Origin of the sequence: Nonomuraea salmonea (assembly GCF_042428605.1) — a bacterium.
Taxonomy (GTDB): domain Bacteria; phylum Actinomycetota; class Actinomycetes; order Streptosporangiales; family Streptosporangiaceae; genus Nonomuraea; species Nonomuraea salmonea.
This window is the reverse complement of the sequence record NZ_JBHMCF010000013.1, coordinates 1-12838: the sequence shown is the minus strand read 5'-3', so window position 1 is coordinate 12838 and position 12838 is coordinate 1. Positions and strand designations below refer to the sequence as shown.

The 12838-nt window shown below is 70.2% G+C and carries 11 protein-coding genes; 6 read left to right on the top strand and 5 right to left on the bottom strand.

Translation table 11 applies throughout. The features are described 5' to 3' along the window. Positions 1–17: 17 nt before the first annotated feature. Positions 18–1109 carry a DUF4352 domain-containing protein gene (locus ACFFR3_RS17990; RefSeq protein ID WP_345390688.1) on the top strand — a complete coding sequence of 364 codons (1092 nt, stop codon included), beginning with the start codon at positions 18–20 and terminating at the stop codon, positions 1107–1109. A 153-nt stretch (positions 1110–1262) separates the two neighbouring features. On the opposite strand, the gene ACFFR3_RS17985 is transcribed toward ACFFR3_RS17990, so the two are convergent. Next, positions 1263–2258 carry a LacI family DNA-binding transcriptional regulator gene (locus ACFFR3_RS17985; RefSeq protein WP_345390685.1) on the bottom strand — a complete coding sequence of 332 codons (996 nt, stop codon included), beginning with the start codon at positions 2256–2258 and terminating at the stop codon, positions 1263–1265. A 109-nt stretch (positions 2259–2367) separates the two neighbouring features. Between ACFFR3_RS17985 and ACFFR3_RS17980 the strand changes: the two genes are divergently transcribed. Beyond that, a complete protein-coding gene (locus tag ACFFR3_RS17980; RefSeq protein ID WP_345390682.1) occupies positions 2368–3312 on the top strand; it encodes a nucleoside hydrolase in 945 nt (314 codons plus the stop codon). Beyond that, positions 3309–5213, top strand: coding sequence for an adenosine deaminase (add, locus tag ACFFR3_RS17975; RefSeq protein WP_379483467.1), 1905 nt, complete (start codon positions 3309–3311; stop codon positions 5211–5213). Before ACFFR3_RS17980 ends, add begins: the two co-directional genes overlap by 4 nt. Positions 5214–5357: 144 nt before the next feature. Here the strand turns inward: add and ACFFR3_RS17970 are convergent, their stop codons facing one another. Beyond that, a complete protein-coding gene (locus ACFFR3_RS17970) occupies positions 5358–6101 on the bottom strand; it encodes an SDR family oxidoreductase (protein WP_345390674.1) in 744 nt (247 codons plus the stop codon). A gap of 146 nt (positions 6102–6247) precedes the next feature. Here ACFFR3_RS17970 and ACFFR3_RS17965 point away from each other — a divergent pair, with 146 nt between their 5' ends. Further along, positions 6248–7165, top strand: a complete 918-nt coding sequence (locus ACFFR3_RS17965) for a LysR family transcriptional regulator (protein WP_345390671.1) — start codon at positions 6248–6250, stop codon at positions 7163–7165. A 96-nt stretch (positions 7166–7261) separates the two neighbouring features. Beyond that, entirely contained in the window at positions 7262–7843 is a 582-nt protein-coding gene (locus ACFFR3_RS17960; RefSeq protein ID WP_364385986.1) for a hypothetical protein, read from the top strand. Positions 7844–7849: 6 nt separating this feature from the next. On the opposite strand, the gene ACFFR3_RS17955 is transcribed toward ACFFR3_RS17960, so the two are convergent. The 3 genes from ACFFR3_RS17955 to ACFFR3_RS17945 all read right to left on the bottom strand — a co-directional run bounded on the left by ACFFR3_RS17955 (position 7850) and on the right by ACFFR3_RS17945 (position 10198). Continuing rightward, complete coding sequence (locus ACFFR3_RS17955) at positions 7850–8455, bottom strand: DUF6461 domain-containing protein (RefSeq protein WP_379483466.1); 606 nt, start codon at positions 8453–8455, stop codon at positions 7850–7852. A gap of 166 nt (positions 8456–8621) precedes the next feature. Next, positions 8622–9704, bottom strand: coding sequence for a hypothetical protein (locus ACFFR3_RS17950; protein ID WP_364385992.1), 1083 nt, complete (start codon positions 9702–9704; stop codon positions 8622–8624). After that, positions 9701–10198, bottom strand: a complete 498-nt coding sequence (locus tag ACFFR3_RS17945; RefSeq protein WP_345390659.1) for a SigE family RNA polymerase sigma factor — start codon at positions 10196–10198, stop codon at positions 9701–9703. Before ACFFR3_RS17945 ends, ACFFR3_RS17950 begins: the two co-directional genes overlap by 4 nt. An 873-nt stretch (positions 10199–11071) precedes the next feature. Between ACFFR3_RS17945 and ACFFR3_RS50255 the strand changes: the two genes are divergently transcribed. Further along, a complete protein-coding gene (locus tag ACFFR3_RS50255) occupies positions 11072–12829 on the top strand; it encodes an RHS repeat domain-containing protein (protein ID WP_446686045.1) in 1758 nt (585 codons plus the stop codon). Positions 12830–12838 lie beyond the last annotated feature (9 nt).

The following is a 12838-nucleotide window of genomic DNA, read 5'->3' as shown; positions in this document are numbered from 1 at the left end:
AACGACGGGGGTTTGTAGTGCAGCGCGTCAGCCGACGGATCAGCACCACCGCCGGGGCAGGCGTTCTCGCGCTGCTCCTGGCCGGCTGCGGAGGCGCCGACACCGGCGAGAGCGTTGAGCAGCCGAAGACGGCGGAGAAGACGCAGGCCGCGGAGACGCCCGCGTCCCCCGGTACGCCGCTGACGCTCGACACCGCACCGCGGCGGGTGAACTACACCGACCGCGACGACAAGGTGCACCAGCTGACGCTCAACCCTACCCAGCTCACGCGCGGCTCGGCGAGCGACCTCGACGGCGTGCGGCTCGACGACGACATGCGCGGCATGGTGCCGCACTACCTCACCGTGTCGGTCACCAACGCCGGTACCGACGCGGTCGAGCCCTCCACGGCCGTCAGGAACTTCCGCGTGGCGCTCGCCGACGGCACCGCCGGCAAGGCCGTCTCGTTCTTCGGCGGCAACCCGCTGGCCACGCCCGGCACCGGCCCGCTGGAGACGTGCATCGGCACGACGGCTCCCAAAACGTTGACGGCCGGCCAGGCGGCGACCGAGTGCCGGGTCGTGCTGCTGCCCGAGGACGCCAAGCCCGCCACCGTCTCCTACAGCGCCGAGTCCGTCACCAGGACGTGGAAGGTGGAGGGCGGCGACGTCGGCGGCGGCGTGCTGGCCGCGGGCAAGCCGGCCAAGGTGACGTGGAAGGACACCGACGACAAGGACGTGCCGCTGACCGTCGCGCTGAGGAGCGTGCGCAAGGCCGGCGCGGGCGCGCTCTCCGACTACGAGCTGAACGCCAGGCAGAAGGCCGCCACGGTGTACTTCGTCACGTTCTCGTACCGCAACAACGGCACGTCCAAGCTGTACCCGGGCATGGACGACGCGGTCATCCTGCGTACCGAAAGCGGACAGACCCTGCGCAAGCTCACCCTCATCGCGATCGGCAGCAACGGCCCCAAGGGCTGCCCGTCCTCTCAGCCGTACGGCATGGTGCAGCCGGGCAAGAGCGTGCAGCAGTGCGGCGTGTACCTCGTCGACAAGGGCGACAAGCCCGTCACCGTCACCTTCTCCTCCACCGCCGAGGGCGCCGAGCCTGTCACGTGGAAGGCCTCCTGAGACGGCGGTCAGGAGGTGTCAGGCGGCGCGGCCTTCCATGCGAGCTGGGATGTCTCAGCCGTTTCTGATCGCCTTGCTCACCTGGGAGGGTGAGGTGCGCCAGGGTGCGCCATGGCCGGGGAGCACCCAGGATGCCGGCAGCCCGCGGGGCGTTCAATCCGTCGCCCCGACCCCGGAGAAGCCCGGGTGGGAACAGCCGCAGCTTCGCCGGATCGCGAGCGTGGCCGTCGGAGGGGTGCCAGGCACGGGCTCGCCGAGCAGGTGGCGTACGGCCCGGCGGGCCATCTCGGCGAGCGGCTGTTCCACCGTGGTGAGCGGCGGCACGGTGAAGCCGGTCTCCGAGCTGCCGTCGCAGCTGATCAGGGCGAGCCTGCCAGGCACCTCGATGCCCGCCGCGCCGCAGCCGGCGAGCACGCCGACGGCCTGTTCGTCGGTCGCCGCGACCAGCGCCCGAGGCGCGGCCTTCAGCCCGGCCACGAGGCGGGCGGCGGCGGCTCGGCCGTACTCGGAACGCAGCAGCTCGCCCGGCACGCCGGTCGCTCGCCAGGCCGCGACGCGGTCGCCCACGGGACCCTCGTCGGTGGGGCCGGCCAGGAAGTCGACCCGGTCGTGCCCGTGCCCGTGCCCGCGCAGGTGGGCGACCGCCGCGGCGACCCCGGCGGCGTTGTCGGCGGCCACGAGCGTCGTGTCCGAGCCGGGCGGCCGATGGTGGACGTGCACGAGCGGGACGCCGCTCTCGGCCGCGAGGCCGGCCGGGTCGTCGGCGCCCGGGGCCGAGACGACGATCAGGCCGTCGACCTGCGCGCCCAGCAGGGCGTCGATCACGGCGGCCTGGCGCTGCCCGTCATAGCCCGAGTTCGCCACGACCATCAGCTTGCCGGAGGCGGAGAGCGCCTCCTCCAGCCGCTGGCCGAGGGCCGCGAAGTAGGGGTTGACCGTGTCGGGAAGCACGACCCCGACCAGGCCGGAGGAGCCGGAGCGCAGCGCGGCGGCCACCCGGTTGTGGCGGTACCCGAGCTCTGCCGCGGCGGCGAGGACACGTTCCCGCGTGCGCGCCGCGACCGGCCGCGGCCCGCCGTTCACGACGTAGCTCACCACCGCGATCGAGGTTCCGGCGCGGCGGGCCACGTCGGCCATCGTCACCGCCATACCCGCTCCCTTCTTGACAGCTCACGTACGCGGCCACCATCGTTGCACCCGACACTGAATCTAAACGTTTAGACAAGCTGCTTTCCCCCTCCTCCTTCACGGAGCCGTGATGAAACTGATCGTGGACACCGACACCGCGTCCGACGACGCCGTGGCGCTGCTGCTCGCCGCGCGCGACAGGAGCGCCGAGCTGGAGGCGGTCACCACCGTCGCGGGCAACGTCCCGCTGCGGCAGGCCACCCGCAACGCGCTGCTCACCCTGGAAGTCGCCGGGATGGACGGCGTGCCGGTGTTCGAGGGCTGCGACCGCCCGATGGTGCGGCCGCTGTCCACCGCGCAGCCGGTGCACGGCGACGACGGGATGGGCGATCTCGGCCTGCCGGGGCCCGCCCGCCATCCCCATGCAGGGCACGCCGTCGACGTGCTGCTCGACCGGGCCCACGCGCGGCCGGGCGAGTACACGCTGGTCACCCTGGGGCCGCTGACCAATCTGGCCGCCGCGCTGCTGCGCGACCGCGACCTGCTGGGCCGCTACCAGCAGGTGTACTGCATGGCCGGCGCGCCCGACGCGGTCGGCAACATCAGCGCGACGGCGGAGTTCAACGTCTGGGCGGACCCCGAGGCCGCGCACGTCGTCCTCGCGGCGGCCGATCCCGGTCGGGTCACCTGGATCGGCTGGGACGTCTCACGGCGCGACGCGGTGATGACGCCGGCCGACCAGGAACGGCTGAGCGCCCTGGACTCCCCGCTGGCCGGCTTCACTCACCGCATCAACCGCAAGGTGACCGAGTGGGCCGCCCGGGTGACCGGGCTCTCCGGTTACGACCTGCCCGACCCGGTGGCCATGGCGGTGGCGCTGCGCCCCGGCCTGGTGGCCGAGCGGGAGACGGCCCACGTGCGGATCGCGCTCGGGGACGAGGCCCGGGGCCAGACCATGGTCGACCGGCGGCTGACCGGCCCGCCGCCCAACGTCACCCTCGTCCGCCGCGTGCACGAGAAGAGCTTCAAGGACCTGTTGTTCGGCCTGCTGGCGCCGGAGGAGGCACGCGCATGATCGGCCGTTACGAACTGCACTGCCATCTAGACGGTTCGGTACGTCCCGCCACGGTCGCCGAGCTGGCCGCGCAGCAGGGCATCACGCTGGGCGGGCCGGTCGAGTCGCTGGTGGTGGCCCCGCGCGAGTGCGGCGACCTGATGACCTACCTCACCTACCTCGATCCGGTCCTGCGGGTGCTGCAGACCCCCGAGGCGCTGCGCCGGGCGGCGCTGGAGCTGGTGCACGACTGGCACGCCGACGGAGTCGTGTACGGCGAGGCCAGGTTCGCGCCGCAGCTGCACGGCGAGCGGGGGATGACCCTCGACGAGGCGGTCGAGGCGGTGGCCGACGGCCTGGCGGCCGGATCGGAGCAGACCGGCGTCCGCTGTGCGCTCCTCCTGTGCTGCCTGCGCCAGCAGCCGCCGGAGATCAGTGAGCAGGTCGTGGCCGCCGCGCTGCGCCACCGAGGATCGGTCGCCGGCGTGGACCTGGCCGGCGACGAGAGCCGTCCCGGCGCGCCGCACCTGCCGGCCTTCGCCGCCGCGCACGCCGCCGGGCTCCCCGTCACCGTGCACGCGGGCGAGGCGGCCGGGCCGGAGAGCGTGTGGGAGGCGCTCGACGTGCTCGGCGCCGCGCGCATCGGGCACGGGGTGCGGTCGGCGGACGATCCCGCCCTGCTCGACCGGCTCAGGCGGGACGGCGTCGCTCTGGAGATGTGCCCGACCAGCAACCTGCAGACCGGGGCGGTACGCGAGGCCGCCGCCCATCCCGCCGCCCATCCCGCCGCCCACCCCGCAGACCGTCCCGCCGCCCATCCCGCAGACCGCTTGCTGGCCGAGGGGCTGGCCGTCACCATCTCCACCGACGCCCGCACCACCTCCGACACCACGATCGCCCGCGAGTTCCAGCGGATGGGCGAGTGGTACGGCTGGACCGGCGACCACGAGGCGCGATGCCAGGAGCACGCGCGAGCCGCCGCCTTCGGCGACGTGCCCGGCGGCCGTGCTCGGGGTCACCATGGGACGGCGGCTGCCGGCGCTCCTCCGACGCCTGACGCCATGGACGTCCCAGGTGACCTGGTCCCCGGCCCGGACCCGCGCCCGGTGTCCGTCCTGCGCGCCGCACCAGAGCACCTGCGCGAGCTGTACGCCACGGCGCGCCCCGCAGACGAGATCACCGTCGGTCTCGACCAGCAGGCCCTCGACCGCGACGACCATCTCGCCGCGCCGGCGGCGACCCCGGGCGAGCAGATCGGCCAGGTCGCCGTCGCGGTGTCCGGTCCACGCGACCATGTCACGGCAGTGACCGGACACCTTCCGCACCATGCGCAGGACGCGAAGCGGCACGATCAGGGCCCGCCTGCCCCCGACGCGGACGGTCGGCGGAGGCGAGCCGAGCTGTTCCCCACGGCCGATGACCGCCGGTTCGACCCCCCTGCCACGGGCGACGAGCGGCGCATGCTCACGGACTTCCTGCGAGCGCAACGTTCGACCCTGGAGATGAAATGCTCCGGCCTGGACACCGAACTGTCCCGCCGGTCGGTCAAGCCCTCCACCCTCTCGCTGCTGGGGCTGGTCCGCCACCTGGCCGACGTGGAACGTCGCTGGTTCCGGTGCGTCCTGGCCGGTCAGGACGCACCGCATCTCTTCTCTTCGGCCACGCGGCCCGATGAGGACTTCGACGGCGCGGTGCCCGATCGGCGGGTCGTCGCGGAGGCATGGGAGGCATGGCGCGGCGAGGTGGCGTTCGCCGACGCGTTCACGGCCGCCGCACCCGACCTGAACCTGGAGGGCCACGACGCGTGGCGCGGACGGGTGTCGCTGCGCTGGGTGCTCATCCACATGATCGAGGAGTACGCCCGGCACAACGGCCATGCCGACCTGCTCCGTGAACGGATCGACGGAGCGATCGGGCTGTGAGGACGGCATGCGGCCGTCACCACCCAGGCGCTGTTCAGTGCCTTGCGCGCGCCTGCCGACCTTGCGCGCGCCTGCCCACCTTGGGCGCGCGCCTGCCCACCTTGCGCGGCAGCACGACGAAGCCACGCCGGGCCCTGGCCGGGTTCAGAGTTGGGAGCCGCCGCCGTCCACGGGGAGTTCGGCGCCGGTGGTGAAGGTGGCTTCGAAGGCGAGGAAGACGACCGCCTTGGCGACTTCGGGCGGGGTGCCCATGCGGAGCATGGGGTTGTCGGCGGCCATCTGCGCCTTGGTCTGGTCGGCCACCTCCTTGGGCATCGACTTCTCCAGGATGCCGCTGTCGATCGGGCCGGGGCTGACCGCGTTGACGCGGATGCGGCTGGGCAGGAGTTCGCGGGCCAGGCTGCGGGTCATGGAGCGCAGGGCGGCCTTGGTGGCGGCGTACGCGCTGAGCATGGGCAGGCCGAGCACGTTGGCGACCGAGGTGGTGAGCACGACGCCGCCGCCCTCGGCCATCAGCGGGGCGAGCTTCTGCACCGTGAAGTACGGCCCCTTGGCGTTGATGGCCATCAACTCGTCGAACAGCTCTTCGCCGGTCGCCTCAAAGGGGGCGAAACCGTTGACGCCGGCATTGGCGAACACGGCGTCGACCGTGCCGAACTCGGCCTTCACCCGTTCGGCCAGCGCGTCGATGTCGGAAAGCGAGGCCGCGTCGCTGCGGACGGCGATCGCGCGGTCGCCGAGCTCTGCACGGGCGGCGTCCAAGGTGGCCTGGGTACGCCCGGTGATCAGGACGCGCGCGCCCTCGGCCACCAGCAGCCGCGCGGTGGCCAGGCCGAACCCGCTGCCGCCGCCGGTGATCACAACATTCTTGCCCTCGTACTTGCCCATATCAGACGGCCCTTTCACAGGTATTCGGGTTACCGGTTCTCGTCCCGAGCGGGACGTTCCTCAGTCAACCGCCGCCCTCACCTGGGCGTCCAAGACCTGTTCCGCACCTCGTCATGCAGGATCCGCATAACGGATACGGTGATGAAGTGTCCGAAACAGGAGTGGAATCGCAGCCCGCCATCGATCTCGACCTGCGGCTGGTGCGCTACTTCACGGTCGTGGCCGAGCACCTCAACTTCGCCCGCGCGGCCGAGGCACTGCACCTGGCCCAGCCGTCGCTGAGCCGGCAGATCCAGCGGCTGGAGGACGTGCTCGGCGTACGGCTGCTGGAGCGCACTCCCCAGGGCAGCCGCCTCACCGTGGCGGGCGCGGCCTTCCTGCCGAGGGCGCAGGCGCTTGTGCACGCTGCCCAGCAGGCGGCGCTCACCGCCCGCTCCGCCGCCCCGCAGCGTACGATCACGATCGGCTACGTCGAGGATCTCGTCATCTCGCCCGCCGTACGAGACCTGCGCCGCCGCCATCCCGGCGCCCACGTCCGCACCCGCCACCTGGACTGGGACGAGACCACCGCCCTGCCCGAGCGCCGGGTCGACGCGCTCGTCGCCCGGACGCCGCTGCCCATCCCGACCGACGGCCTGCGCGTGACCGTCCTGTACGACGAACCCCGTGCGCTCCTCCTGCCCGCCACCCACCCGCTGGCCGGCAAGGAGTCGGTCACCGCCGCGGACTTCGCCGACGAACCCCTCGTGGCCTGCGCCGGCATGGCCGCGCTGTGGACCGGGTTCTGGCGGCTCGACCCCCGTCCGAACGGCGACCCGGCCCCGCTCGGCCACATGATCGTCGACACGTTCGAGGACAAGCTCGAAACCGTCGCCGACGGCAGGGCCATCGCCCTCGTACCCGCCGACGACCCACGCCCTGCCCTGCGAGACGACCTCACCACCGTCCCTGTCGAGGGCATCGAGCCCTGCCAGGTGGTCGTCGTCACCCGGAACGGCGACCGCAACCCGCTGGTGTCCAACTTCGTGCAGTCCGCGAAGAACCTTCTCATGCGGGACGCTTGAGCACCCTGAAGCGCGTAAACGCGGTATCGAGGTACGACGATGGGCATGGACCTGCGGAGCGTTCCTGTCCGGCTGAACTCGGAGCCGGTCCGGGCGATGCGTCGCGATGCGGAGGTGTGGGAGACCGCTTCGTGGCAGCCGCCCTTCCACTCCGACTCCGACTCCGACTCCGACGCCGGCTCCGGCTCCGACGGCATCGGTGAGCCGTTGTCCGAGACCAACCAGGCGATGCTGGCGGACCGTCCAAGCGCCCTCGACACGCTCGATGGCCCCTGGTGCTCGGGTGCACGTGATTATGAGCAAGCCGAGTACGCGCTCGACCCGGCGGCGTACCGCCAGTGGGACGACTACGAGGAGCGGGAGCGCTCGCTGCCGTACCGGATCATCCACGGCGACCGGCACTTCGCCGACCACGCGGTCTCGGGACAGGGCATGCTGTGGCGCTGCTCCGCCCGAGCGTTCCTCATCGAGGCCGCCGACACGATCGAGGCACTGGACGAGACGTCCATCCGCCGCGAATTCTCGATCAGAGAGATGGCACCTGGCGTCTACAAGACGCGTTCGGACGACGACGAGGACGAGACATTCGCGCGCGCCATGAACAACCTACGGTGGCTCGCGCGTTACTACCGCGACGTCGCCGCCCACGGCTACGACCTGATCGTGATCAGTTACTGACCCGGCTCACCCGTTCCACGCGCCCATTGGGAGGACGTATCGCGTGTGCTCAGCCCGCAGCCAGTCCGCGCTCAACGGCCGGCCGGTCATTCTGCCGATGAGCGCGAACGCGGCGTCCGAGATGGTGTCGGAGTCGTTGCCGGCTCCCAGCGCGAGCCCCTCCATGTGGGCGTTGAGTGCGTCGGGTTCGCGGCCGGCCCGCACGTCGGGGGCGACGAGGCAGACGCTCGTCCGCGGCCGGCCATCGACCACGTACTCAAGATCCTGCGGGCCTTCCATCTCATACAGGGGCCAGCCGAGGTAGATCAGCTCGCCGCCGTTCGCAGTCAGCGCCCGCTGCGGCTCGGGAAGCGCCAGGTGGTCCCCCTCGAAGGCGATGATCAGCACCCAGCCCGGCGCCTGCGCACCGATCCACACGACGCCCTCCCGCGGCGAAGCCGGATCAAGGCCGTCCTCGATACGCTCCCACGTGCATGGCGTGGCCGAACCCAGGTCGGCCCGTAGCCGCGTCGCCGCCTCCTCCACGCTCAGCCCCTTGCACCACGCGCTGACGAGACTGTCGTCCATGCCGTAGGCGCGCAGCAGCTCCCAGCTTTCCCCGGAGAGATTCATCGACATCCCCTCTGTTGGCGCTGCCCATGGACGCCACGGACCGCGCCGGCCATGCCGGTTCTGGACCGGGGTCGCGCGCCATGCGCCGGCCGGTGGCTTCCGCTGCCGCGGCGGTCAAGCCGGTGACCGGGACCACCGCGTACGGCTCATGGCCGGCTGTGGAAGCTCAGCGTGCGAGCCTGACTATCTTGCTCGAGTACACCCCCACCGACCAGCCCACCTGGCGCTTGGGATGCCCACCCCGCACCCTCACCTTCCCCGAGATGGTGATCTTCGTGCCTTCGGGGATCTTCTCGCTCCACAACGTCCCATTCGTCTCGTCCAGGTCCCGGTGACGACTACAGGCCCATTCCCCTTGAGATGCTTCGTCCCCTTGGGATGCTTCGTCGCCGATCCGATACGAGAGGGAAAGCCGATCCGCCAGATCGCCCGTACACAGCTGCTCGATCCGGAAGTAGCCGCCCGGGCTCGTGACCGTCAGCTCGAAGGACGTCTCGCGCGGCCACACCCCAGAGGCCCGACCGGCCAGCTCCAGGGTCCCCAGTTGAGAGGGGAACGCCTCGACCGGATCCGGCTCGACGGGCCGGGCCGGCGGCGTGTACTCGTAGACCGCCAAGGGCCAGTCGGCATGCTGCGAGAACGTACGGGTGGGGCACGGCCCGCCCTTCTCGCGAACACAGCCCGAACCGGTGACGTCGAAGGTGATGGTCACCTGCTTCACGCCCTTGGGCACGCTCACCGAGTCCAGGGCCATCCCCATCCCCGGCCGGGTCATGCACTGCTGGAACCAGCCGGCAGTGGGTTCGCCGTTCACGACGACCCTCGGTCTCGCCACCTTGATCGAGCCGTCCCGCGGGCACAGCGCGGCCACCTCCAGCGGCCTGCCCGAGACCGGAACCGTGACCGACACCTTCGTCTCCCCCTTCGACTCCGCCTTGAGCATGGCCGAGGCGAGCCGGCGATAGGCGGAGCCGTCGCCCGAGGTGAAACGCGGCGGCAACTCGGCCGCCGGCTGCACGGCCGCCGCGGTCTCGGGCGGCGGCACGGCCCGTCCGGGGGACAAGAACGCGGGGACGAAGACCCCGGCGGCGATGAGCACGGTCACCCCCGCCAGGGCCGCGCCGGCTGCCCGGCGGCGGGCGTCGCTGCGGATACGCCGCTCAAGCTGGGCGATGCGCCCGTGGTTGTCCGGCGCGTCGGCGCTCATGTCGTCGAACAGATCACGCAGCTTACGCAGGGCAGGCGTCATCCCCGCTCTCCTTCCACACGGGACGCCACCGCCGGCGGCGCGATCTCGGGGTCGATACGCAGCTTGGCCAGTGCCTTGCTGCTCTGGCTCTTGACGGTGCCGACGGAGCAGCCGAGGATCTCGGCCACGGCGGACTCGGGCAGATCCTCGAAGAAGCGCAGCACCAGCACCGCCCGCTGGCGCGGCGGCAGGCGTCCCAGCGCCGCCCAGAGCACCGCCCGCTCGTCGGTCACGCCGGTCATGTCGTCCGCCAGGACCATCTCAGGCGGTGCTTCCGTGGGCAACTCGCGCCGCCAGAACCGGCGCCGCCAGGACAGGTGCGTGTTGACCAGGACCCGGGCAACATAGGCGTCCGGATGCTCACCCACGCGGCCCCAGGCCCGCCACACGCGTACCAGCGCGGTCTGAAGCAGGTCCTCCGCCTGCGCCCAATCACGGCAGAGCAGGTAGGCGGTTCGTAACAGTCGTGGCGATCGCGCCTCGACATACGCCACGAAATCCGACTTATCTCGCATCAACCGCGCCCTTCCCGTCGTCCCGGCTCCCGTTATGACCTGCTGAAGCCCACCAACGGTTGCCCGCCCCTTCAGACGTCCTCCAGGGGAGCGGTGCACGAGCCCACCCTGCCAGCGACATCGCCCGGCCAGCTGAGCCCCGGCCCTCCAGGAGGCAAGGAGCCGGAATGGTGCCACCCGGTCGGAGACGGTCCGCGGCCAGCGCGCAGCCAAGGAGGATGCCGCCGCCCTCAATGGCGATGGCCGAGGGACGCTCCTGGTCGTACGTACGTATCCGGCACAATCGACGGCTGTGGGCGTCGCCCGCGCACCGAGGCGGTCGTAGCGGGTTGTGGGCCGCGCGGATGACCCGACATTAGGGGCTGGCCTGGGAGAATGCCTGATAGACATCCCATGATGCTGGCCGCCGCACGGCCGCATGCAGGCACTCTTGGCTCGCCTACCGAGGTCCGGAAAGCAAAAAACCTGCGGCTTTGAAACCGCAGGTCAGGGCCAAACTGTGGCGATCTGGGTGAGTGGCCCCGGCAGGCTTCAAACCTGCGGCACTCGCTTTAGGAGAGCTCCAGCAACTAGGAGTCCAGCGTGTCTACAAATGCGGGGATATGTTGGGGCGCCCGACGTTCACCGGGCTCTTTGGGATGGGTCTCCTGCAGCCGCGCTGCCCTCGTGGACGAAGACCGTCTACGACGGTATGGAACGCCCAACCGCGGTCGTCGACTATCGCGGGGCAAACGAGTACCGGCAAACCACCACCGCCTACCCGGGCCTTGACCGTATCGAAGTCACGCCGCCCGTCGGCGGCAAGACCGTCACAGTGTCCGACGTCTTTGATCGCACGGTTAAGACCGAGGAGTGGAAGGACGCCACCACCCACCACGACACCACCTACACCTACAACGCCGCCGGCAACCTCACCAAGATCACCGACGCGAACGGCAACGTCCGCACCTTCACCTACGACTGGCTCGGCCGCCGTACTGCCGCAACCGATCCCGACGCCGAAACTCCACCTATGGCTACGACGCCGCAGGGAGACAACTTTGGGGCGTCAACGGCAACGGCACCAAGGTCTCCAACGTTTACGACGACCTCGGACGGAGCCTCACCCAATGGTCCGGCGAACCGCAGACCGGCACCAAGCTCGCTGAATGGACCTACGACAGCGTCGCCAAGGGCTACCAGACCTCCGCCACCCGCTACGTCGGCGCCAACGCCTATACCGATGCCATCACCACCTACGACAACTCCTACCGGCCTACTGCCACCAAAGTCACCATCCCCCAAGTCGAAGGCGGCTTGGCCGGTGAGTACGTCTTCTCCACCAAGTACGACGTCGCCGGCAACATGGTCGAGCAAACTGTGCCGGGCAAGGGCGACCTGAACTCGGAAACGCTCACCTTCTCCTATACAGACCTCGGCCTGGCCAAGAGCCTTACCTCGAACTACGACGGCGGTACCACCTACATCAACGAAACCACCTACTCGGCCACCGGACGCCTCAACGAACGCACTTATGGCGCCGGCGCTCAGGTGAAACGCACCTTTACGTGGGATGAGGGGACTGGCTGGCTCAACCGGCTCACCACCACGTCCGGGTCGCAGCTCGCGCAGGACGATCAACTCACCTACCACACCAACGGCGACATCACCCGTATCTTGGACGCCGCCTCCGCCATCCCGGGCAGTAGTCCCGGTCAGTCGGAGTGCTTCGCCTATGACGGCCTGTCCCGGCTGAGTACCGCCTACACCACCACCGGCTCAGCGTGCGCCGCGGGAGCCGACGGCAATGGTGGCGACCCCTATGACCAGTCCTTCGCCTACGACCCTGTCGGCAACCTCACCAGCGTCACTGACGGCGGCACCACTGCAACGTACGGATACCCGGCCGCGGGCCCGTCCGCTGTTCGGCCCAACGCTGTCAGCTCTATCGCCAGGCCCGGCCGGACCGACACCTACGGTTACGACAATGCCGGCCAACTGACCGCCCGCACCGTTGACAACAAGCAGGCCACCTTCACCTGGAATGCTCTGGGGCAGATGGATAAGGCCGTCGTCAACGGCCAAGAAACCTCGATGGTCTACGACGCCGATGGCGAACGGCTCATCCGTCGCGACCCTGACGGCACCGCCACCCTCTACCTCGGTTCAATGGAGGTCCAGGCGAGTGGTGCAGCGACCAGGTCGACGCGCTATTACACCGGCCCCGACGGCGCTGTCGTCGCCATGCGTACCAGTACTACGCTGAAGTGGCTGGCCTCAGGTTTGCACGGCTCCAGTCAACTGGCCATCGATGACGCCACCGGTCAGGTCTCCCGCGAACGCTACTTGCCTTTCGGCCAGCGCCGTGGGGGCGACGATTTGCCGTTCACCGACCGGGGTTTCCTTGGCAAGACGAAGACGCTTCTACAGGTCTGGATTATTTATCCGCCCGCTACTACGACCCCGCCATCGGCAAGTTCGTCTCCACGGACCCTCTCCTCGACGTATCCAAACCGCAATGGACCAACCCCTACTCCTACGCGGGCAACAATCCCGTCGGCACCTCCGACCCAACCGGTCTCAGAGGGCGGTTCGCGAGTTGATGTCCCTTTGATCGCTTGCGCTGCATGAGATGGCAGG

Excerpts from the sequence above, each read along its gene's own strand:
- ACFFR3_RS17985 (WP_345390685.1), bottom strand. The coding sequence starts at position 2,258 with ATGGCGGTGACGATGGCCGACGTGGCCCGCCGCGCCGGAACCTCGATC.
- ACFFR3_RS17980 (WP_345390682.1), top strand. The coding sequence starts at position 2,368 with ATGAAACTGATCGTGGACACCGACACCGCGTCCGACGACGCCGTGGCG.
- add (WP_379483467.1), top strand. The coding sequence starts at position 3,309 with ATGATCGGCCGTTACGAACTGCACTGCCATCTAGACGGTTCGGTACGT.
- ACFFR3_RS17970 (WP_345390674.1), bottom strand. The coding sequence starts at position 6,101 with ATGGGCAAGTACGAGGGCAAGAATGTTGTGATCACCGGCGGCGGCAGC.
- ACFFR3_RS17960 (WP_364385986.1), top strand. The coding sequence starts at position 7,262 with ATGCGTCGCGATGCGGAGGTGTGGGAGACCGCTTCGTGGCAGCCGCCC.
- ACFFR3_RS17955 (WP_379483466.1), bottom strand. The coding sequence starts at position 8,455 with ATGAATCTCTCCGGGGAAAGCTGGGAGCTGCTGCGCGCCTACGGCATG.
- ACFFR3_RS17950 (WP_364385992.1), bottom strand. The coding sequence starts at position 9,704 with ATGACGCCTGCCCTGCGTAAGCTGCGTGATCTGTTCGACGACATGAGC.